The following is a 21,226-nucleotide window of genomic DNA, read 5'->3' on the forward strand; positions in this document are numbered from 1 at the left end:
GCAGAGCGTGGGAACGATCATCAGACTGTGATGTTGTGCTTGGCCAAAAATGCCACGAACGCCTCTTCATCCAGCACTTTCAAGCCCAGCTCAGTGGCCTTGGCGAGCTTCGAACCCGCGCCCGGCCCGGCGACCACGCAATGGGTTTTCGCCGACACCGAGCCCGCCACCTTGGCGCCCAGGCTTTCGAGTTTTTCCTTGGCAACATCGCGGCTCATCAGTTCCAGGGAGCCGGTGAGCACCCATGTGTGACCGGCCTCGGGCAAGCCTTCGACGACTTTCTTCTCACTCTGCCAGTGCATGCCGAAGTCCTTGAGCTGTTGCTCGATGGCCAGCGCACGCCGGGCGTTTTCTTCAATATCAAAAAAGTCCCGGACGGCCTTGGCCTGCTTCTCCGGCAACGCCTGGCGCATGTCGAGCCAGTCGGCCTTGATCACGCCTTCGAGGGAGCCAAACTTGTCCGCCAGCTTCTGCGCGGCGCCCGGCCCTACGGACGGTACGTGCAGCTTGTCGAGCAAGCCGCCCAACGTGGTGCTGGCCGCAAACTCGGCGCTCAGGTCGCCCTGCTCCTGCAACTCCAGGCCGCACTCGTCCTTCGAGATCAGGGCGCCAATCACATCCTGGTTATGGCTGTCTTCAAAGAAGCTGTGAATCTCGTGGGCCACTTCCAGGCCAACGTCCGGCAAGTACGTCAGCACTTCCGGCAAGGCCTGCTGCACGCGCTCCAGGGATGCCAGCGAGCGCGCCAGCACCTTGGCCGTCTCCTCGCCCACATCGGGAATGCCCAGAGCGTAGATAAACCGTGCGAGGGTTGGCGTCTTGCTGTTTTCAATAGAGGCAATCAGCTTCTTGCTGGAAACGTCGGCAAAACCTTCCAGGTCGATGATCTGTTCGTACTTGAGCTTGTAGAGATCCGCCGGCGAGCCGATGAGTTTTTCGTCCACCAGTTGCTCGATGGTCTTGTCGCCCAGGCCATCGATGTCCATGGCCCGGCGCGAAACGAAATGGATGATCGCCTGCTTGAGCTGCGCACCACAGGCCAGGCGCCCGACGCAGCGGTACACCGCGCCTTCACTGACGGTTTCCTTGCCCTTGCTGCGCTTGACCAGTTGCGTGCGCTCAACGTGGGAGCCGCACACCGGGCAGCTCTCGGGGATCTGCACCGCGCGGGCGTTTTCCGGGCGACGCTCGGTGACAACCGACACCACCTGGGGGATTACGTCACCGGCACGGCGGATGATCACCGTGTCGCCGATCATCAGGCCCAGGCGTGCCACTTCATCCATGTTGTGCAAGGTGGCGTTGGAAACGGTCACACCCGCGACCTTGACCGGCTTCAAGCGTGCCACGGGCGTCACAGCGCCGGTGCGGCCGACCTGGAATTCAACGTCAAGCAGCTCGGTCAGCTCTTCCATGGCCGGGAATTTATGGGCAATTGCCCAGCGCGGCTCGCGGGCACGGAAGCCCAGCTCCCGCTGGTAGGCAATGCTGTTGACCTTGAACACCACGCCGTCGATTTCATAGGGCAAGGCGTTGCGGCGCTCACCGATATCGCGGTAGTAGTCGAGGCAATCCTGAATCCCCTTGGCCAGCTTCAGCTCATGGCTGATGGGCATGCCCCACTTCTTCAGCTGTTGCAGGTTGCCGATGTGGGTGTCGCTGATATCCGTGGTCACGCCATAGCAGCAGAATTCCAGCGGACGGCTGGCGGTGATCTTCGAGTCCAGCTGACGCAGGCTACCCGCCGCCGCGTTGCGCGGGTTGGCGAAGGTCTTGCCGCCAACTTCCAGCTGGGTGGCGTTCAGCCGCTCGAAACCGGCCTTGGACATGAATACTTCGCCGCGCACTTCGAGGGTCGCCGGCCAGCCGGTGCCGTGCAGTTTCAAAGGAATGTTGCGCACGGTACGCACGTTGACGCTGATGTCTTCGCCAGTGGTGCCATCGCCACGGGTGGCGCCACGCACCAGCTCACCGTCCTGATACAGCAGGCTGACCGCCAGGCCATCGAGCTTCGGCTCGCAGCTGTACTCCACCGCTGCGCCACCGCCAAACAGGTCGCCCACGGGCAGGTCCAGGCCTTCAGTGACCCGGCGATCGAATTCCAGCATGGTACTTTCATCAAAGGCGTTGCCGAGGCTGAGCATCGGGATTTCGTGGCGTACCTGAGTGAACGCAGACAATGCCGCACTGCCGACCCGCTGCGTCGGTGAATCACGGGTTACCAGCTCCGGGTGCTCGGCTTCAAGCGCCTTGAGCTCGTGGAACAAACGGTCGTACTCGGCGTCCGGAATGCTCGGCTCGTCGAGGACGTGGTAACGGTAGTTGTGCTGATCCAGTTCAGCGCGCAGTTCGAGGATGCGGGTGTGGGCGGCGGTCATGGGTGTTCTCTCATAAAGCAAAAGAGCAGCCGAAGCTGCTCAATATGTTAGTGCATGGATTCTACAGGCAACGCTTAAGCTTGGACCTTAGCGCTTCTGTGTCAGGGCACGACGCTCGAACTCGACGATGCGCTGACGGTAATGCTCGATGGTCTGGGCGGTCAGGACACTGCGTTGATCGTCCTTGAGTTCGCCGTTGAGTTCCTGGGACAGCTTGCGAGCTGCCGCCACCATCACGTCGAACGCTTGTTTCGGGTGACGCGGGCCTGGCAAGCCGAGGAAGAAGCTCACCGCCGGAGTGCTGAAATGGTCGATGTCGTCCAGATCGAAGATGCCCGGCTTGACCGCATTGGCCATGGAGAACAGGACTTCGCCGTTGCCGGCCATGCTTTCGTGGCGATGGAAAATATCCATCTCGCCAAAGCGCAGACCGCTTTCCAGAATATTCTGCAGCAGGGCCGGGCCCTTGAAGCCGGCGGCGTCACGGCAGATCACGCTGATCACCAGCACCTCTTCGGCAGCCGGCTGGTCCTTGACGGATTCTTTATGGGCGCTCTTGGCCGGGGACTCATCCGGGAAGTCGTCATCACGGCTGCTGAAGCTCGGGCCTTCTTCCAGGTCCAGGTTCAGGTCGCCCTGGGATGGCTCGCTGGCCGCGCTGCGCTTGCCGCGCTTGGGTTCACGGGCTTCACGCACCGGTGCGCTCATCGACGGCAGGTCGTGCTCGTCCAGGTGCGGCTCTTTATGGTTGTCCAGGACACGCGGTGGCCCCAGCAGCTCGGCGCTGCCGTCGTCGTCCGGCAAATTGGACAGGTTGCGGTCCAGGCGAAATTTCAACTTGCCCTTGCCGCCACGCATCCGGCGCCAGCCATCAAAAAGAATACCGGCAATGACAATAATGCCGATGACGATCAGCCACTCGCGCAGACCGATTTCCATGTAATCCCGTGCCTCTAATAAAAAATGCTGAAAAATAAGGGGTTTAGCACCGTGCAAACCGCTTTAAAACGTGGCGCCAACTCTATGTTCTGAATGACGTTTTGCCCACGCATACGAAAATTTGACATTAAACTAGCACGACCAAAGATAACTTTACACCGTCTGTCAAAATGCCTTGAACAAATATGTCCATTTGCCACTTTTCCCAGACCGGTAAATCACCTTACGTCCTGCTGAAAATCCTCCTTCGACCTGCGGCTCAGGATTCCACCAGCGCCATCGCCTCTTCGACATCCACCGCCACCAATCGCGAACAGCCCGGCTCGTGCATCGTCACGCCCATCAATTGATCGGCCATTTCCATGGCGATCTTGTTGTGGGTGATATAGATGAACTGCACCGTCTGGGACATTTCTTTAACCAGTCGGGCGTACCGTCCAACGTTAGCGTCATCCAGCGGGGCGTCAACTTCGTCGAGCATGCAAAACGGCGCCGGGTTCAACTTGAAGATCGCAAATACCAGGGCCAATGCGGTCAGTGCCTTCTCGCCACCAGACAACAAATGGATGGTGCTGTTCTTCTTGCCCGGAGGCCGCGCCATGATCGTTACCCCTGTATCGAGTAGATCTTCGCCCGTCAGTTCCAAGTAAGCGCTGCCACCACCGAAAACTTTCGGGAATAACGCCTGTAAACCGCCATTAATCTGATCAAAGGTATCTTTGAAGCGATTACGGGTTTCCTTGTCGATCTTGCGGATCACGTTCTCCAGGGTGTCCAGCGCTTCGACAAGATCGGCGTTCTGCGCATCCAGATAACGTTTGCGCTCGGACTGCTGCTGGTACTCGTCGATGGCCGCGAGGTTGATCGCGCCGAGTCGTTGAATGCGCGCGGCAATCCGCTCAAGTTCTTCTTCGGCTTCTTTCTCGTTGGCCTCGGCGGTCAGGGTATTGAGCACGCCGTGCAGGTCGTAGCCGTCTTCCAGCAACTGGTCTTGCAGGGTTTTGCGGCGCACCGTCAGGGCCTGCCATTCCATGCGCTGCTGTTCGAGCTGGCCCCGGATCAGTTGCGACTGTTGCTCGGCCTGGGTCCGGCGTTTTTCCGCGTCGCGCAGTTCGCGGTCGGCGTCTTCCAGGGCGATTTGGGCGGTCTTGAGCTCTTCGTCGACGGTCATGCGCTTGTCGAGCAACTCTTCAAGCTTCAGGCGCAGCTCTTCCAGCGGGGCCTCGCCCTCCTCCAGGTTGAGGCTCAGTTGCTCGCGTTTTTCGGTCAGGCGTTCGGACTGCATTTCCAGGCGCTCAAGGGCCTGGCGCGTGGAGTCGTGCTGCGCCCGCAGGGAGCCGAGGCGCACGGCCAATTGATGGGCGTGATCCTTGTGCTGGCGAGCTTCCTGGCGCACCCGGTCGAGGCGCTCGCGCAAGCTGTCGCGCTGGGCCAGCAGCAACTCGCGCTGCTCGGTGTCCAGGGCCATGCTGTCGAGGGCTTCCTGCAATTGCAGGCGTGCTTCGCCGACTTGTTCGTGTTCGAGGGCGCGTTGCTCGCCCATCTCGGCCACTTCTTCGTCGAGCCGGGTGCGGCGCAGGGTCAGTTGCTCGACCTTGGCCTTGCTCGCCGAGAGCTGGGCTTTCAATTCGCCCTGCTGGCGCGCTTCGTCCTGCAACAGCCGGCGCAGGTGTTCGCGGCCGGTCTCTTGCTGGCGCTGGGTGGCGCGCAGGGTTTGCAGCTGGTTTTCCAGGGACTCGAGTGTGGCTTCGCGCTCTTCGCGCTCGGCGGTCAGGTTGACGATTTCCTGGCCACGGGCCAATACGCCGCTTTCCGCTTCGCTGGCACGCCGTACCCGCAAAAAGTGCCGGCCGACCCAAAAGCCATCACGGCTGATCAGGCTTTGCCCGGCGGCCAACTGCCCGCGCTGGGCCAGGGCCTGCTCAAGGCTGTCGACCGGCTTGACCTGGCCGAGCCAGGGCGACAGGTCAATCGCCGCCTCCACTTTATCCAGCAGGCTGCCCGGCACGCGAGTGCCGTCCGCCGCCGGGCTGAGCAAACGCAGATCGCCCTGGGCAAAACCCGCCAGGTCAAACCCGCCAAAATCATCCACCAGTACCGCTTGCAGGTCGGCGCCGAGCACGGTTTCCACCGCCAGCTCCCAACCGGCTTCAACCTTCAGGCCTTCGGCCAGACGCGGGCGCTCGGCCAGGTGTTGGTCACGCAGCCATTCAGCCGTGCCGGTGCCCGGGTCAAGCGCCGCTTGCTGCAAGGCTTCCAGGGAAGCCAACCGGCCGTTGAGCCGCTGCAAATCGCCCTGGGCCTGCTGCTGTGCCTGGGTCGCCTGCTGCAGTTGCTGACGCAATTGCTCGAGGCGCTCCACTTGTTGTTCTTCGCTGGCTTCCAGCTCTTCCAGCGTCATTTCGCTTTCGGCGAGTTTCTCGCTCAGTTCGAGGATCGCTGCATCTTCCGGGTCGGCAGCGAGCAGCACGCGCTCTTCCACCAGGCGCCGCTGACGCTCGGCCAGGCGCTCCATGCTGGTTTCCAGTTGCTGGATGCGTGACTGCTGCACCTCAGCCTGGCGGCGCGGCTCGGCAGATTGCAGGTTGAACGTGTCCCACTGCTCCTGCCAGGCGTGCATGGTGGTTTCGGATTCTTCCAGGGCCGCAGCGGCTTCCTCGGCAGCGGCGCTGGTGACTTCCTGCTCGGGAGTGAGCATGTCCAGCTCCTCCCCAAGGGTCAGCAGCAAGGTGCGGTCGTGGCCCAGGTGCGATTCGGTTTCCAGGCGCGCACGCTCGGCTTCTTTCAAGTCGTCCTGCAACTGGCGCAAACGCTGCTGGCCGTGCTGGATGCTCTGCTCGACCCGGGCGATATCGCCGCCCACCGAATAGAAGCGCCCCTGCACCAGATTGAAGCGCTCGGACAGATCATGGTGACCGTCCCGCAGGCGTTCGATGCTGGCGTCGGCATTGCGCTGCTCGGCCACCAGGGCTTCGAAGCTGATTTCCTGGGTGCCGATGATTGCTTCGCGCTGGCCCACCTGGTCATTCAACGCCTGCCAGCGCAGGGCCGACAGTTGCGCCTTGAGCTGACGCTCCTCGCCCTTGTATTCCTGATACTTCTCGGCGGCCTGGGCCTGGCGGTGCAGGCGCTCCAGCTGGCGCTCCAGCTCTTCACGCAGGTCAGTCAGGCGGGCAAGGTTTTCATGGGTACGGCGGATACGGTTTTCGGTCTCGCGGCGGCGCTCCTTGTACTTGGAGATGCCGGCCGCTTCCTCGATAAAGTTACGCAGGTCTTCGGGCTTGGCTTCGATCAGCTTGGAGATCATCCCCTGTTCGATGATCGAATAGCTGCGCGGGCCCAGGCCGGTACCGAGGAAGATGTCGGTGATGTCCCGGCGGCGACACTTGGTGCCGTTGAGGAAGTAGCTATTCTGGCTGTCGCGGGTCACTTTGCGGCGAATGGAGATTTCCGCATAGGCCGCGTACTCGCCCACCAGGGTGCCGTCGGAATTGTCGAACACCAGTTCGATGCTGGCCTGGCTCACCGGCTTGCGGCTGGTGGAGCCGTTGAAGATGACGTCGGTCATCGACTCGCCACGCAGGTTTTTTGCGGAGCTCTCGCCCATCACCCAGCGTACGGCGTCGATGATGTTCGACTTGCCGCAGCCATTGGGCCCGACCACTGCCGCCATGTTACTGGGGAAGTTCACCGTGGTCGGGTCGACGAAGGATTTGAACCCCGCCAGTTTGATGCACTTGAGCCGCACGCTTAGGCTTCCGCCAACGCAGCAATGACCAGCGAGCAACTGCGCTCGCCGTAGGCCGAGAGCACCAGGCGAATCTGCGGCAGGTCACGGGCCAGCACGGCGGCGAGCAATTGCTCGAACAGCACCAGGTACTCGCTCATGGACGCCTTGCGCTGATCCAGCGCCAGGTAATAGGCGCGGTTCATCGCCGGCTGCAGGTTCTCGACGGTTTCCTGCAGGTACGGGTTGTTGGCGAACGGATAGGCGGCACGCATCACGTTGAAGCTCTCTTCGACGAAGGCGCGGATGTCCTGGCGTTCGAAGCTGGCGATCAGGCGCTGCTGGATTTGCACGAACGGCGCCATGTCGGCCTGGGTCTGCCAGCCGGCGGCGACCGCATTGCCCAGCAGGATGTACAGCTCGCCCATCAGCGTGCACAGGCTTTGCACCTTGTGGGCCGTCAGCTCGGTGACGTGGGCGCCACGGCGCGGCAGGATCGCAATCAGGTGCCGGCGCTCGAGGATCAGCAAGGCTTCGCGCACGGAACCACGACTGACATTCAGCGCCAGTGTGACCTTCTGCTCCTGGATCCGCTCCCCAGGCTTGAGATCGCCGCGAATGATACGTTCGGCGAGGTGGTGAGCGATTTGCTCGGCAAGACTATCCGGCGCCTTGAACGTCATGTTTTCCCTTCAAAATCTTCTATCGGTACAAGCGCGGCAGTGTAGCGCACTTGCCGGTTGATGGCGTACGGCCCACAGAGCGGAATTTGGCATGAAATAAGCAGCCATTAAAGTCCAGAAGCCCCCAAAAACGGCGGTTCCAGAGAACTGGACCATAATTAAGGATGTTGATATCGCATTTTCTTGACCTTTCGGTCAGAAAATCGTTGACCGAAAAGTCAGACATGACTAGATTCGGCGCAAAGCGGTTAACAACAATAATGAGTCTGCGAGGCCTTCCGTGATCCAGTTTTTACTAAACCAGGAGCTCCGTAGCGAGCACGCCCTGGACCCGAACCTGACCGTGCTCAACTATTTGCGTGAGCACCTGGGCAAATCCGGCACCAAGGAAGGCTGCGCCAGCGGCGACTGTGGCGCCTGCACCGTGGTAGTCGGCGAGTTGCACACCGACGATCAGGGCGCCGAGCAGATTCGCTATCGCAGCCTCAATTCGTGCCTGACGTTTGTCTCGTCCCTGCACGGCAAACAACTGATCAGCGTCGAAGACCTCAAGCACCAGGGCCAACTCCACAGCGTGCAACAGGCCATGGTGGAGTGCCACGGCTCGCAATGCGGCTTCTGCACCCCGGGCTTTGTGATGTCGCTGTTCGCCCTGCAAAAGAACAGTGATGCACCCGACAGCCAGAAAGCCCACGAAGCCCTGGCCGGCAACCTCTGTCGCTGCACCGGTTATCGCCCGATTCTCGCCGCCGCCGAACAGGCCTGCTGCAATAAGCCCCAGGACCAGTTCGACAGTCGCCAGGCCGACACCATCGCCCGCCTGAAAGCCATCGCGCCGACGCAAACCGGCGAGTTGAACAGCGGCGACAAACGCTGCCTGGTGCCGCTGACCGTCGCCGACCTGGCGGACCTTTACGACGCTTACCCACAAGCCCGGCTGCTGGCCGGCGGCACCGACCTGGCGCTGGAAGTCACCCAGTTCCACCGCACGCTGCCGGTGATGATCTACGTCGGCAATATCGAAGAGATGAAGCGCATCGAAAGCTTCGACGACCGCCTGGAAATCGGCGCTGCCACTCCCCTGTCCGACTGCTACAGCGCGCTCAACCACGAATACCCGGATTTCGGCGAATTGCTCCACCGTTTCGCCTCGTTGCAGATCCGCAACCAGGGCACCCTGGGCGGCAATATCGGCAACGCCTCGCCCATCGGTGATTCGCCGCCACTGCTGATCGCCCTCGGCGCGCAGATCGTGCTGTGCAAGGGCAACACCCGCCGTACCCTGGCGCTGGAAGACTATTTCATCGACTACCGCGTCACTGCCCGCCAGGACAGCGAATTCATCGAGAAAATCATTGTGCCCAAAGGCGTGCCGCTGTTCCGTGCCTACAAGGTTTCCAAGCGCCTGGACGATGACATCTCTGCCGTCTGCGCGGCCTTCAACCTGAAGATGACTAACGGTGTGATCGACGATGCCCGCGTGGCTTTCGGCGGCATGGCCGCCACCCCAAAACGCGCGAAGAACTGCGAAGCCGTACTGAACGGCGCCACCTGGAATTCCGCCACCGTGGAAAAAGCCTGCGCGGCCCTGGCCGAGGATTTCACCCCGCTGTCGGACTTCCGCGCCAGCAAGGAATACCGCCTGCTCAGCGCACAGAACCTGCTGCGCAAATACTTCATCGAACTGCAAACGCCGCACATCGAGACTCGGGTGACCGCTTATGTCTAACCATCACGCCGTGGAAAAATCCCAGGCCGAACTCGCCGAACTGTTTGCCAAGGACCTGACCAGCGGCGTCGGTCGCAGCGTCAAGCACGACAGCGCCGCCAAGCATGTCTCGGGCGAAGCGCAGTACATTGATGACCGCCTGGAATTCCCCAACCAATTGCACCTCTACGCACGCATGTCGGACCGTGCCCACGCGAAGATCCTTAGCATCGACACCGCGCCCTGCTATGCATTTGAAGGCGTGCGCATCGTCATCACCCACGAAGACGTGCCGGGTCTGAAAGACATCGGCCCGTTGATGCCCGGCGACCCGTTGCTGGCCATCGACACCGTGCAGTTCGTCGGCCAGGTGGTGCTGGCCGTCGCCGCCCGCGACCTGGAAACCGCACGCAAGGCGGCGATGGCCGCTGTGATCGAATACGAAGACCTGGAGCCGGTGCTGGACGTGGTCGAGGCGTTTCGCAAAAAACATTTCGTGCTCGACAGCCACACCCACCAGCGCGGTGATTCGGCGGGCGCACTGGCGACCGCGAAGAACCGTATCCAGGGCACCCTGCACATCGGCGGCCAGGAACACTTCTACCTGGAAACCCAGATCTCCTCGGTGATGCCCACCGAAGACGGCGGCATGATCGTCTACTGCTCCACGCAAAACCCCACCGAAGTTCAGAAGCTGGTGGCCGAAGTACTCGACGTATCGATGAACAAAATCGTGGTCGACATGCGCCGCATGGGCGGTGGTTTTGGCGGCAAGGAAACCCAGGCCGCCAGCCCGGCATGCCTGTGTGCGGTGGTCGCACGCCTCACCGGCCAGCCGACCAAAATGCGCCTGCCGCGTGTCGAAGACATGCTGATGACCGGCAAGCGCCACCCGTTCTATATCGAGTACGACGTAGGCTTCGACGACAGTGGCCGGCTGCACGGCATCAACCTGGACCTGGCGGGCAACTGCGGTTGCTCACCGGACCTGTCGAACTCGATTGTCGACCGCGCAATGTTCCACTCCGACAACTCGTATTACCTGGGCGACGCCACCGTCAACGGCCACCGCTGCAAGACCAACACCGCCTCCAACACCGCTTACCGCGGCTTCGGCGGCCCCCAAGGCATGGTCGCCATCGAGGAAGTGATGGACGCGATTGCCCGGCACCTGGCCCTCGACCCGCTGGCCGTGCGCAAGGCCAACTACTACGGCAAGACCGAGCGCAACGTCACCCACTACTACCAGACCGTCGAGCACAACATGCTCGAAGAGATGACCGCCGAACTCGAACAAAGCAGCCAGTATTTCGAGCGCCGCGAAGCGATCCGTCGCTATAACGCCAACAGCCCGATCCTGAAAAAAGGCCTGGCACTCACACCGGTAAAGTTCGGCATTTCCTTCACCGCCAGTTTCCTCAACCAGGCCGGTGCGCTGATCCATATCTACACCGACGGCAGCATCCACCTGAACCACGGTGGCACCGAGATGGGCCAGGGGTTGAACATCAAGGTCGCGCAGGTGGTGGCCGAGATTTTCCAGGTGGAAATCGACCGCGTGCAGATCACCGCCACCAACACCGACAAGGTGCCCAACACCTCGCCGACGGCGGCTTCCAGCGGCGCCGACCTGAACGGCAAGGCCGCACAGAATGCTGCCGAAACCATCAAGCAGCGCCTGGTGGAGTTTGCCGCGCGCAAATATGAAGTCAGCGAGGCCGACGTTGAATTCCACAACGGGCATGTGCGGGTCCGCGATCACATCCTGACCTTTGAAGCGCTGATCCAGCAGGCGTATTTCGCCCAGGTGTCGCTCTCCAGCACGGGCTTCTACAAGACCCCGAAAATCTTCTACGACCGCAGCCAGGCACGTGGGCGGCCGTTCTACTACTTTGCGTTCGGCGCGGCCTGTTGCGAGGTGATCGTCGACACGCTGACCGGCGAGTACAAGATGCTGCGCACCGACATCCTGCATGACGTGGGCGCCTCGCTGAACCCGGCCATCGACATCGGCCAGGTCGAAGGCGGCTTCATCCAGGGCATGGGTTGGCTGACCATGGAAGAGCTGGTGTGGAATAACAAGGGCAAGCTGATGACCAACGGTCCGGCCAGCTACAAGATCCCGGCGGTGGCCGACATGCCGCTGGACCTGCGGGTAAAGCTGGTGGAAAACCGCAAGAACCCGGAAGACACGGTGTTCCATTCCAAGGCCGTGGGTGAGCCGCCGTTCATGCTTGGTATTGCCTCGTGGTGTGCGATCAAGGACGCCGTGGCGAGCCTGGGTGACTATCGCCATCAGCCGAAGATCGATGCACCGGCGACGCCGGAGCGGGTGTTGTGGGGCTGTGAGCAGATGCGCCAACTGACCGCTGCAAAAGCTGTAGAAACGGAAACCGAGCTGGCTTCGCTCTAGACCGAGGCGCTGCCATCGCGAGCAAGCCCGCTCCCACATTTGAATGTGTTCACAAATCAAAATGTGGGAGCGGGCTTGCTCGCGAAGGCGGTCGAACTGACAACAGAGATGTTGAGGTAAACATGAACAACTGGATCAGCGCCCTCGCCGACCTGCAGAACCAGGGCGAACCCTGCGTGCTGGTGACCATCATCGAAGAGCTCGGCTCCACGCCGCGCAACGCCGGTTCGAAGATGGTGATCAGCGCCGCCCACACCTTCGACACCATCGGTGGCGGGCACCTGGAATACAAGGCGATGCAGATCGCCCGGGACATGCTTGTGCGCGGCCAGCAAAACACCCACCTGGAGCGCTTCAGCCTCGGCGCCAGCCTGGGCCAGTGCTGCGGCGGCGTGACGGTGCTGTTGTTCGAACCCATGGGCCAGGTGCAGGCGCAGATCGCGGTGTTCGGCGCCGGCCACGTGGGCCGCGCGCTGGTGCCGTTGCTGGCCAGCCTGCCGTGCCGGGTGCGCTGGATCGATTCCCGGGAACAGGAATTCCCGGAACACATCCCCCAAGGCGTGCGTAAAATCGTCAGCGAAGAGCCGGTGGATGAAATCGACCACTTGCCTGTGGGCAGTTACTGCATCGTCATGACCCACAACCACGCGCTGGACCTGGAGCTGACCGCCGCCCTGCTCAAGCGCAATGACTTCACCTACTTCGGCCTGATCGGCTCGAAGACCAAACGCGTCAAGTTTGAACACCGCCTGCGGGATCGCGGTTTCGACACCGCGCAACTGCAACGCATGCATTGCCCGATGGGGCTGACTGAGGTCAAAGGCAAACTGCCTGTGGAAATCGCCATCTCCATCGCCGGCGAAATCATCGCCACCTATAACGCCAACTTCGGCCAGCACACTGCGAGCGCCGAACCCATTGCCAAACTGCTGCCGGTATCCCGCCGCAGCCAAGCGACTAACTGAGACGACCATGCCTTTGACACGCAAAGCCTACCGTGCCGCCATTTTGCACAGCATCGCCGACCCTGCCGAAGTGGGGATCGAAGCCTCCTACGAATATTTCGAGGACGGCCTGCTGGTGATCGACAACGGCCAGATCAGTGCCCTTGGCCACGCCAGCGACTTGCTCGCCAGCCTGCCCGCCGACATCGAAGTCACCCATTACCAGGACGCGCTGATCACCCCCGGCCTGATCGACACCCACATCCACCTGCCACAGACCGGCATGGTCGGTGCCTATGGCGAGCAGTTGCTGGACTGGCTCAACACCTACACCTTCCCGTGTGAAAGCCAGTTCGCCGACAAGGCCCACGCCGAAGAAGTCGCGGATATTTTCATCAAGGAACTGCTGCGCAACGGCACCACCACCGCGCTGGTATTTGGCAGCGTGCACCCGCAGTCAGTGAACTCGTTTTTTGAAGCGGCCGAGAAGCTCGACCTGCGGATGATCGCCGGCAAGGTAATGATGGACCGCAACGCGCCGGACTATTTGACCGACACCGCCGAATCCGGCTACGCGGAGAGCAAGGCGCTGATCGAGCGCTGGCACGGCAAGGGCCGTTTGCACTACGCGGTGACGCCACGTTTCGCACCGACCAGTACACCTGAACAACTGACCCTCGCCGGGCAGCTGCTGGGGGAATACCCGGACCTCTACATGCAAACTCACATCAGTGAAAACCTGCAGGAAGTGGAATGGGTGAAAGAACTGTTCCCGGAGCGCAAGGGCTACCTGGACGTGTACGACCATTACAAACTGCTGGGTGAACGCTCGGTGTTCGCCCACGGTGTGCACCTGTGCGACGACGAATGCGCACGGTTGGCAGAAGCCGGTTCGGCAGTCGCGTTCTGCCCGACGTCGAACTTCTTCCTGGGCAGCGGTTTGTTCAACCTGCCGATGGCCGAGAAGCACAAGCTGAATGTCGGCCTGGGTACGGACGTCGGCGGTGGCACCAGCTTCTCGCTGCTGCAAACCCTGAACGAAGCGTACAAGGTGATGCAACTGCAAGGGGCGCGCTTGAGTCCGTTCAAGTCGTTGTACCTGGCGACCCTGGGTGGTGCGCGAGCGCTGCGTCTGGAAGACAAGATCGGCACGCTGCAACCCGGCACTGATGCGGACTTCCTGGTACTGGATTACAACGCCACCCCGCTGCTCAGCTATCGCCTGAAGCAGGCCAATAACATCGCCGAGACGCTGTTTGTGTTGATGACACTGGGGGATGACCGGGCGGTGTTGCAGACGTATGCGGCGGGGCAATTGGTGCATCAACGCTGATTTAACAGGTACAACAAAACAAATGTGGGAGCGGGCTTGCTCGCGAAGGCGGTGTGTCAGTCGCTGGATATGCTGACTGATCCACCGCCTTCGCGAGCAAGCCCGCTCCCACATTTAGTTAGTGGCGAGCCTGGAAAATTACAGTTTTACAGACGAGCGCCCCGGCTTCTTTGTCTGCAACAGATGCGAGAACACTGCATGCAGATCGTCAGAAGCGCTTTCCTCATCGAGGTTGAGCTTGCTGTCGATGTGATCCATGTGATGCATCATCAGGTTCACCGCCAAATCCGCATCCCGCGCTTCGATCGCGTCGATCAACTGCGTGTGCTCATCGTAGGAACAGTGCGAGCGGTTGCCGCTTTCGTACTGGGCGATGATCAACGAGGTCTGGGACACCAGACTGCGCTGGAAACTGATCAGCGGCGCATTCTTCGCCGCCTCGGCCAGCTTCAGGTGGAACTCGCCGGAAAGCCGGATGCCCGCGCCGCGATCGCCCCGGGAGAAGCTGTCGCGCTCGTCGTTGACCATCTGCCGCAGCTCGGCCAGTTGCTCGGCCGTGGCATGCTGCACCGCCAATTCAGTGATCGCACGCTCCACCAGGCGCCGGGCGAGGAATACCTGGCGGGCTTCCTCGACGCTCGGGCTGGCCACTACCGCACCACGATTGGGCCGCAGCAGTACCACGCCTTCATGGGCCAGGCGCGACAGCGCGCGGCGAATGATGGTGCGGCTGACGCCGAAGATTTCGCCCAGCGCTTCTTCACTCAATTTGGTACCGGGCGCCAGGCGTTGTTCGAGGATCGCCTCGAAGATATGCGCGTAGACGATATCGTCCTGGGTTCCACTGCGACCGGCCTTACCGGCTCGCGGCTGTTTCTTGAGGGGCTGCAACTGTTCGTTCATGGGCACTCGGGTCGGGAGAACGGCGGCGAATTGACGTTGACTGTAATACGGCACAGAGGGTCGCTGGCAAGTATCGCGTAAAATCAGCGCACATTGTACACAACCCAGTGCGCCAACACACTGTACGGCTGTTTGCGGCGCCGGCTGTATTGCAATGAATCGTTACGTTTGAGTTTAGGCTTGATTCCGCACTTTCTCCTTTGTAGGAGCGAGCTTGCTCGCGAAAAACGTAAAAGCACCGCATTCAGTCAGGATGCCAGCGTCATCGTTAACGACCTTCGCGAGCAAGCTCGCTCCTACAGACAGCCCGGTAAAAGGAACACCGCCCCATGTCCGACGTCCCCCAAGCGCGATTACGCCCACTGGCCGACACTTCGCCTTCGGCCATCGTCGCCGGTTTCATTGCCATGATGACCGGCTACACCAGCTCCCTGGTGCTGATGTTTCAGGCTGGCCAGGCTGCGGGCCTGACCACCGCGCAAATTTCCTCGTGGATCTGGGCGATTTCCATCGGCATGGCGGTGTGCAGCATTGGTCTGTCCCTGCGCTATCGCACGCCGATCACCATTGCCTGGTCCACACCGGGCGCGGCGCTGTTGATCACCAGCCTGGGCGGCGTCAGCTATGGCGAGGCCATCGGCGCCTACATCACCTGCGCGGTGCTGGTGACCATCTGTGGGCTGACCGGCAGCTTCGAAAAACTCGTCAAGCGCATCCCCGCGTCCCTGGCGGCCGCCTTGCTGGCGGGGATTCTGTTCAAGATCGGCAGCGAGATTTTCGTCGCCGCGCAGCACCGTACCGGGCTGGTACTGGGGATGTTCTTCACTTACCTGGTCATCAAGCGCCTGTCGCCGCGTTATGCCGTGCTCGCGGCACTGCTGATCGGCACGGCACTGTCCGGGCTGATGGGGCTGCTGGATTTCAGTGGCTTTCACCTGGAAGTGGCAACGCCGGTGTGGACCACGCCGCACTTCTCCCTGGCCGCGACCATCAGCATCGGCATCCCGCTGTTCGTGGTGGCCATGACCTCGCAGAACATGCCGGGTGTCGCGGTGCTGCGGGCCGACGGCTATAACGTACCGGCGTCGCCATTGATTACTACCACCGGCCTGGCCTCGCTGGTGCTGGCGCCGTTTGGCTCCCATGGCATCAACCTGGCAGCCATCAGCGCGGCGATCTGCACCGGCCCTCATGCCCATGAGGATCGCAACAAGCGCTACACCGCCGCGGTCTGGTGCGGGATTTTCTACGGGATCGCCGGGGTGTTTGGCGCGACATTGGCCGCGTTATTCGCCGCCCTGCCCAAGGAACTGGTGCTGTCGATTGCGGCACTGGCGTTGTTTGGCTCGATCATCAATGGCCTGAGCATCGCCATGAATGAACCCAGGGAACGGGAAGCTGCGTTGATCACCTTCATGGTCACAGCGTCGGGGTTGACGTTGTTTTCCATCGGTTCGGCGTTCTGGGGAATTGTCGCGGGGGTGTTGACGCTGGTGATTCTGAACTGGCGCAAGGCCTGATTCTTTAGACCCAGTAACGAAAAAGCGACCCGGGCGGGTCGCTTTTTCATGACATCAGACTGCCGGGTTGATCGGCTTTTCTGGGTGCCAAGCGTCCAGCAGGGCGCTGACTTCAACGCGGGTCAGCTCTGGACGAGCCTTCAGCCACGCTTCAACAGCGGCACGCTGTTCTTCGTTGACCGAACCACGGGTGGCTTTGCAAACCAGACCGAAGTCATCACCGCCGACGTAGTCCAGGCCGTTGCCGTCCATCGCTTCAGTCAGGAATGCTTCGAGGAAAGCGTCAACCGCTTCATCGTCCAAACCTTCTTTGAAGTCCAGGTTCAGTTCGAAACCCAGCTCTTGAAATTCATCAACGCACAGTTTTTTGCGCAGACGCCGGGAACGGTTAGTCGCCATTGGAACAATCCTCTTAAGTAATAACGGGCGGCACTTTAGCAGTTTAAGCAGGCCTTTGCCCGATTCTCTGGGACAGGCGGCAGAGTGCCAGTAAAAAAAACCGCCAATTGCAGCTATCGTTCAGCCACAAGTGCGACAGCCTTGGGGCATAATGCCGACACTTTCATGACCATTGAGGGATTTTTCGTACATACCCCTCACCTTTTTACCCCCTCAGCAGTAGGGTTTTAATTCTTATGATCAAATCTTTGCGTCCACTGTTACTCGCCAGTTTTCTTCTGCCCCTGGCCTTTTCCGTTACCGCCGCCCCGATCAACACTTCCCTGCCGCCCAAGGTCCAGGAAGCCCTCCAGAAAGCCAAGCTGCAAAACAATGCCCTGTCCCTGGTGATGATTCCCCTCAATGGCCCGGGCACACCTACCGTGTTTAACGCCGACGTGTCGGTCAACCCGGCCTCGACCATGAAGCTGGTCACCACCTACGCGGCCCTGGAAATGCTCGGTCCCAACCATCAGTGGAAAACCGAGTTCTACACCGACGGCACCCTGAGCGGCGGGATCCTGAACGGCAACCTGTACCTCAAGGGCGGCGGCGACCCCAAGCTGAACATGGAAAAACTCTGGCTGCTGATGCGCGACCTGCGGGCCAATGGCGTGCAGCAAGTGACCGGCGACCTGGTGCTGGACCGTGGCTTCTTCATCCCGCCGCAACTGCCGGAGTTCAATGACGACGGCAACGACGAGAACAAGCCGTTCCTGGTCAAGCCCGATGCCTTGATGGTCAACCTCAAGGCGCTGCGCTTCGTCACCCGCAATGATTCGGGCAAGGTGCTGGTGTCGGTCGAGCCGCCGATTGCGAGCATCCGCATCGACAACCAGGTCAAGGTCTCCAACGCCAAGCAATGCACCGGCGATGTGCGCTACAGCCCGATGACCGCCGCCGACGGCAGCGTCACCGTGACCGTCAGCGGCCAGTTGGCGGACGGCTGCAGCTCGCAGACGTATCTGTCGTTGCTGGACCACGCCACCTACACCGCCGGCGCCGTTCGGGCGATCTGGAAGGAACTGGGCGGCAGCATCCAGGGCCGCGACATCCAGGCGCCGGTACCGAAGAACGCCAAAGTGCTGGCTCGTGCGTTCTCGCCGGACCTGGCGGAGATCATCCGCGACATCAACAAATACAGTAACAACACCATGGCCCAGCAGTTGTTCCTGAGCCTGGGTGCGCAGTACCGCACCGATGCCGACGGCGACGACGCCAAGGCCGCCCAGCGCGTGGTGCGCCAGTGGCTGGCGAAAAAAGGCATCACCGCGCCGCACCTGGTGATGGAGAACGGCTCCGGCCTGTCCCGTGCTGAACGGGTCAGCGCCCGCGAAATGGCGACCATGCTGCAAGCGGCGTGGAGAAGCCCGTACGCGGCGGAGTACATCAGTTCGCTGCCGATTGCCGGCACCGACGGCACCATGCGTAAACGCCTGAAGACCACGGCCATGCGCGGCGAAGCCCACGTCAAGACCGGCACCCTGAACACCGTGCGGGCGATTGCCGGGTTCAGCCGCGACAACAATGGCAATACCTGGGCTGTGGTGGCGATTCTCAACGATCCGAAACCGTGGGGCGCGTCCTCGGTACTGGACCAGGTGCTGCTGGACCTGTATCGCCAGCCGAAACTGGCGGCGGCGGCCCCGGTCCTCTAACAGCAGCAAATATCAAATGTGGGAGCTGGCTTGCCTGCGATGCAGACGCCTCGGTCTATCAGGAATACCGAGGTGATGCTATCGCAGGCAAGCCAGCTCCCACATTGATCTCTAATAGCTTGAATGGCCGTGCACTTCAGGCAAGCACCCGCTCTGCCTCAACTCTGTCCCTGCCCGCCTGCTTGGCGGCATAGACACCCGAATCCGCCCGCAGCAACAAGCTGTCGACGCCCTCCTCGACCCGCCAACTGGCGACCCCGAAGCTCGCCGTCACCGTGCCGACACCTTCCATCGGCTCACCGCGCAACGCCTGCCACAACTCCAGGGCAACATTGAACGCCTGGCTGCCGTCGGTATTGGCGCACAGCACCACAAACTCCTCGCCGCCCAGCCGGCAAAACACATCCGTGCGTCGTAACCGCTGGCTGATGCGCCGGCATAACTCCTTGAGCACTTCATCACCCACCGCGTGACCATGCTGGTCGTTGATGCGCTTGAAGTGATCGATGTCGAACATGATCACCGACAACGCCCCCGAGGCACGCTTGACCCGGATCATCTCGGCCTTCAGCCGGTCCTGGAAGTAGCGTCGGTTATGAATGCCGGTCAGGGAATCGGTAATCGACAGCGCCCGCAGCTCTTCCTCGACCCGCTTGAGATCGGAAATATCCGACACATAGCCATGCCATAACGTACCGCCACCGGCCAGCTCTTCCGGCGTCGCCTCACCGCGAACCCAGCGCAGCCCCCGATGGGGCAACTGCACCCGGTATTCTTCACGCCAATGGCTCAGTTGCAGGGTGGACAGGCGAATGGACTCCCGTACCCGCTCGACATCCAGCGGATGAATCCGCTCGAAGACCTTTCGCGCATCCTGCTGCAACACCCCAGGCTCGATTTCGTAGATGTCGCGGATGCCATCGCTGGCATAAATGAAACGCGAGACATTGTTCGGTTCCAGGATGAACTGGAAAATACCGCCGGGCACATGGGCGCTGAGTTTCTTCAGCAGGCGGTCCCGCGCGGCCAGTGCCTCATAGGCGCGCTTCTGCTCGGTGACATCCAGGCAGATCGCCAGGTGCCCGACCCACAGGCCATGCTCGTCCAGCAGAACAGTGGCGAGCATGTTCACCGTCAGTTGGCTGCCGTCCTTGCGCACCAGCGTCCACTCGCGGGCCTCATGCACTGCATCGGCGCTGTCCACCAGCATCGCCTGGGCTGGCGCGATGCGCTTGCCGAGGATTGCGCTCAATTGCGCGGCACGGGCTTCCAGCTCGGGGGCCAGGTGCAGGCTTTCGAGGGTCAGGTGGCCCAGTACCTCTTGTGCTTCAAAGCCCAGCATCTGCTCGGCGCCGGCGTTGAAGGTGGTGATCACACCGCGCAAGTCCGTCGCGATGATCGCCACCTGGGTGGCCGCATTGAGCACGCTGCGCAGTTGGCCGTGGGTGCCTCGCAGCTCCTGTTCCCGCTGACGCAATTGGGCGGTGCGCTGCTCCACCAGCTTCAATGCGCGCTGGCGCTGGCTGACCACCACGTAGAGCAACGCACTGAGCAGCACACTCAGCAGGCTGCCCATGACCAGGATACTGACCAGCGACGAGTGATTGCCCTGCTGGAACACCTGGCTGGGGCGCAGGCTCAAGGCGTAGACGTGGTCGCCGAGCGTCAGCCGGCGTGCTGCCACCAGGTCACTGTTTGCCACGGGGTTGCTGGATTCGTACAACACCCGTTGCTCTGCATCGGAGGTGTCGACAATCTGCATCACCAGGTTGTCCCGTGCGGCCTTGGGCAAGCCATCGGCCACCAGCTGGCGCATGCTGATCACCGCCATGACGTAGCCGTAAGGTTCACTGTTGGGCACTTGTGTCGTCGGTGCCCGGCTGACCGGTGCCACCAGCAATACACCCATGGCATAGGCCGGCTCCACACCCACCAGTTGCATGGGCTGGGACACCGCCATCTTCCCTGACTGTTGCGCACGCTCCACCGTCGAGCGCCGCAGTGGCTGGGCCAACAGGTCAAAACCCAGCGGCGAGCCGAGAATGCTCTGGGTCTGGCTGTACAGCACCGGCACATACTCATCGCGATCAGTCGCCGGGGTCAGTTCGCCCGCCGCATTCAATTCACGAATGGAGAAATTCGCACCGCGCTCCGCCGTGATTGCCTGCTCGAACGCACCGCGCTGGTCACGCAAAACCCGGGGTGCCCAGGCATAGGCGCGGGTACGCAACAGCAAGGGCTGCGCGAACCCTTCGAACTCTTTGCGCGAGACTGTATTTGAATTGACGAAGAACCGCCGCAGGCTGCCCAGGCGTTGTTCCTGGTCCTCGAAACGCTCCTGGAGGCGGCTGTAGCGCTCGTTGACCAGCAGCTGAAAGCGCTGGCGCATCTGCTGCTGGTAAAGCTCGGACGCGGCCCAGGCGACGACAATCGTCAGCGCGATACCGCCCAGCAACACCACCACCGCCACCAGCCACGCCGACACCTGCTCACTGATAAAGCCTAGGATTTTCGGGCGGACGGCATGCAGCGGCATAGACAAGACTCAGAACGCCAGCGTGCGGGTGCGTCACTTTGGCCAG

13 protein-coding genes are annotated in these 21,226 nt (G+C 61.4%); 6 read left to right on the forward strand and 7 right to left on the reverse strand.

Going from position 1 to position 21,226, the window contains the following annotated elements; translation table 11 throughout:
- Window positions 1–20: 20 nt before the first annotated feature.
- The 4 genes from ligA to AC3WKX_RS11280 form a co-directional block, all read right to left on the reverse strand.
- Window positions 21–2,378: an NAD-dependent DNA ligase LigA gene (gene ligA / locus AC3WKX_RS11265; RefSeq protein WP_008437559.1), complete on the reverse strand. Its 2,358-nt coding sequence runs from the start codon at window positions 2,376–2,378 to the stop codon at window positions 21–23.
- A gap of 87 nt (window positions 2,379–2,465) precedes the next feature.
- On the reverse strand, window positions 2,466–3,317 hold the full coding sequence (zipA, locus tag AC3WKX_RS11270; protein WP_003219080.1) for a cell division protein ZipA: 852 nt from the start codon (window positions 3,315–3,317) through the stop codon (window positions 2,466–2,468).
- A gap of 259 nt (window positions 3,318–3,576) precedes the next feature.
- Entirely contained in the window at window positions 3,577–7,065 is a 3,489-nt protein-coding gene (smc, locus tag AC3WKX_RS11275) for a chromosome segregation protein SMC (protein WP_003219082.1), read from the reverse strand.
- A gap of 2 nt (window positions 7,066–7,067) precedes the next feature.
- The gene (locus AC3WKX_RS11280; protein WP_003219085.1) at window positions 7,068–7,727 is read right to left on the reverse strand and encodes a GntR family transcriptional regulator; all 660 of its coding nucleotides are present in this window, start codon (window positions 7,725–7,727) and stop codon (window positions 7,068–7,070) included.
- Between the two features lie 280 nt (window positions 7,728–8,007).
- On the opposite strand from AC3WKX_RS11280, the gene xdhA reads away from it, so the two are divergent.
- From xdhA to guaD, 4 genes are all read left to right on the forward strand, one after another.
- On the forward strand, window positions 8,008–9,456 hold the full coding sequence (xdhA, locus tag AC3WKX_RS11285; protein ID WP_008437558.1) for a xanthine dehydrogenase small subunit: 1,449 nt from the start codon (window positions 8,008–8,010) through the stop codon (window positions 9,454–9,456).
- On the forward strand, window positions 9,449–11,848 hold the full coding sequence (gene xdhB, locus AC3WKX_RS11290) for a xanthine dehydrogenase molybdopterin binding subunit (protein ID WP_003219089.1): 2,400 nt from the start codon (window positions 9,449–9,451) through the stop codon (window positions 11,846–11,848). The genes xdhA and xdhB overlap by 8 nt, the downstream gene beginning before the upstream one ends.
- 122 nt (window positions 11,849–11,970) lie before the next feature.
- Window positions 11,971–12,813, forward strand: a complete 843-nt coding sequence (gene xdhC, locus AC3WKX_RS11295; protein WP_102368368.1) for a xanthine dehydrogenase accessory protein XdhC — start codon at window positions 11,971–11,973, stop codon at window positions 12,811–12,813.
- A 7-nt stretch (window positions 12,814–12,820) separates the two neighbouring features.
- A complete protein-coding gene (guaD, locus tag AC3WKX_RS11300) occupies window positions 12,821–14,125 on the forward strand; it encodes a guanine deaminase (protein ID WP_003219093.1) in 1,305 nt (434 codons plus the stop codon).
- Window positions 14,126–14,263: 138 nt separating this feature from the next.
- Here guaD and AC3WKX_RS11305 read toward each other — a convergent pair whose 3' ends face one another.
- Window positions 14,264–15,028 carry a GntR family transcriptional regulator gene (locus AC3WKX_RS11305; RefSeq protein WP_003219095.1) on the reverse strand — a complete coding sequence of 255 codons (765 nt, stop codon included), beginning with the start codon at window positions 15,026–15,028 and terminating at the stop codon, window positions 14,264–14,266.
- A gap of 329 nt (window positions 15,029–15,357) precedes the next feature.
- On the opposite strand from AC3WKX_RS11305, the gene AC3WKX_RS11310 reads away from it, so the two are divergent.
- The gene (locus AC3WKX_RS11310; protein ID WP_008437554.1) at window positions 15,358–16,548 is read left to right on the forward strand and encodes a benzoate/H(+) symporter BenE family transporter; all 1,191 of its coding nucleotides are present in this window, start codon (window positions 15,358–15,360) and stop codon (window positions 16,546–16,548) included.
- Between the two features lie 54 nt (window positions 16,549–16,602).
- On the opposite strand, the gene AC3WKX_RS11315 is transcribed toward AC3WKX_RS11310, so the two are convergent.
- On the reverse strand, window positions 16,603–16,947 hold the full coding sequence (locus AC3WKX_RS11315; protein ID WP_003219101.1) for a YggL family protein: 345 nt from the start codon (window positions 16,945–16,947) through the stop codon (window positions 16,603–16,605).
- Between the two features lie 236 nt (window positions 16,948–17,183).
- Here AC3WKX_RS11315 and dacB point away from each other — a divergent pair, with 236 nt between their 5' ends.
- A complete protein-coding gene (gene dacB / locus AC3WKX_RS11320) occupies window positions 17,184–18,644 on the forward strand; it encodes a D-alanyl-D-alanine carboxypeptidase/D-alanyl-D-alanine endopeptidase (protein WP_003219103.1) in 1,461 nt (486 codons plus the stop codon).
- A gap of 136 nt (window positions 18,645–18,780) precedes the next feature.
- Here dacB and AC3WKX_RS11325 read toward each other — a convergent pair whose 3' ends face one another.
- Window positions 18,781–21,180, reverse strand: a complete 2,400-nt coding sequence (locus AC3WKX_RS11325) for a sensor domain-containing diguanylate cyclase (protein WP_102606320.1) — start codon at window positions 21,178–21,180, stop codon at window positions 18,781–18,783.
- Window positions 21,181–21,226 lie beyond the last annotated feature (46 nt).

Source organism: Pseudomonas sp. GP01-A4 (genome assembly GCF_058780865.1).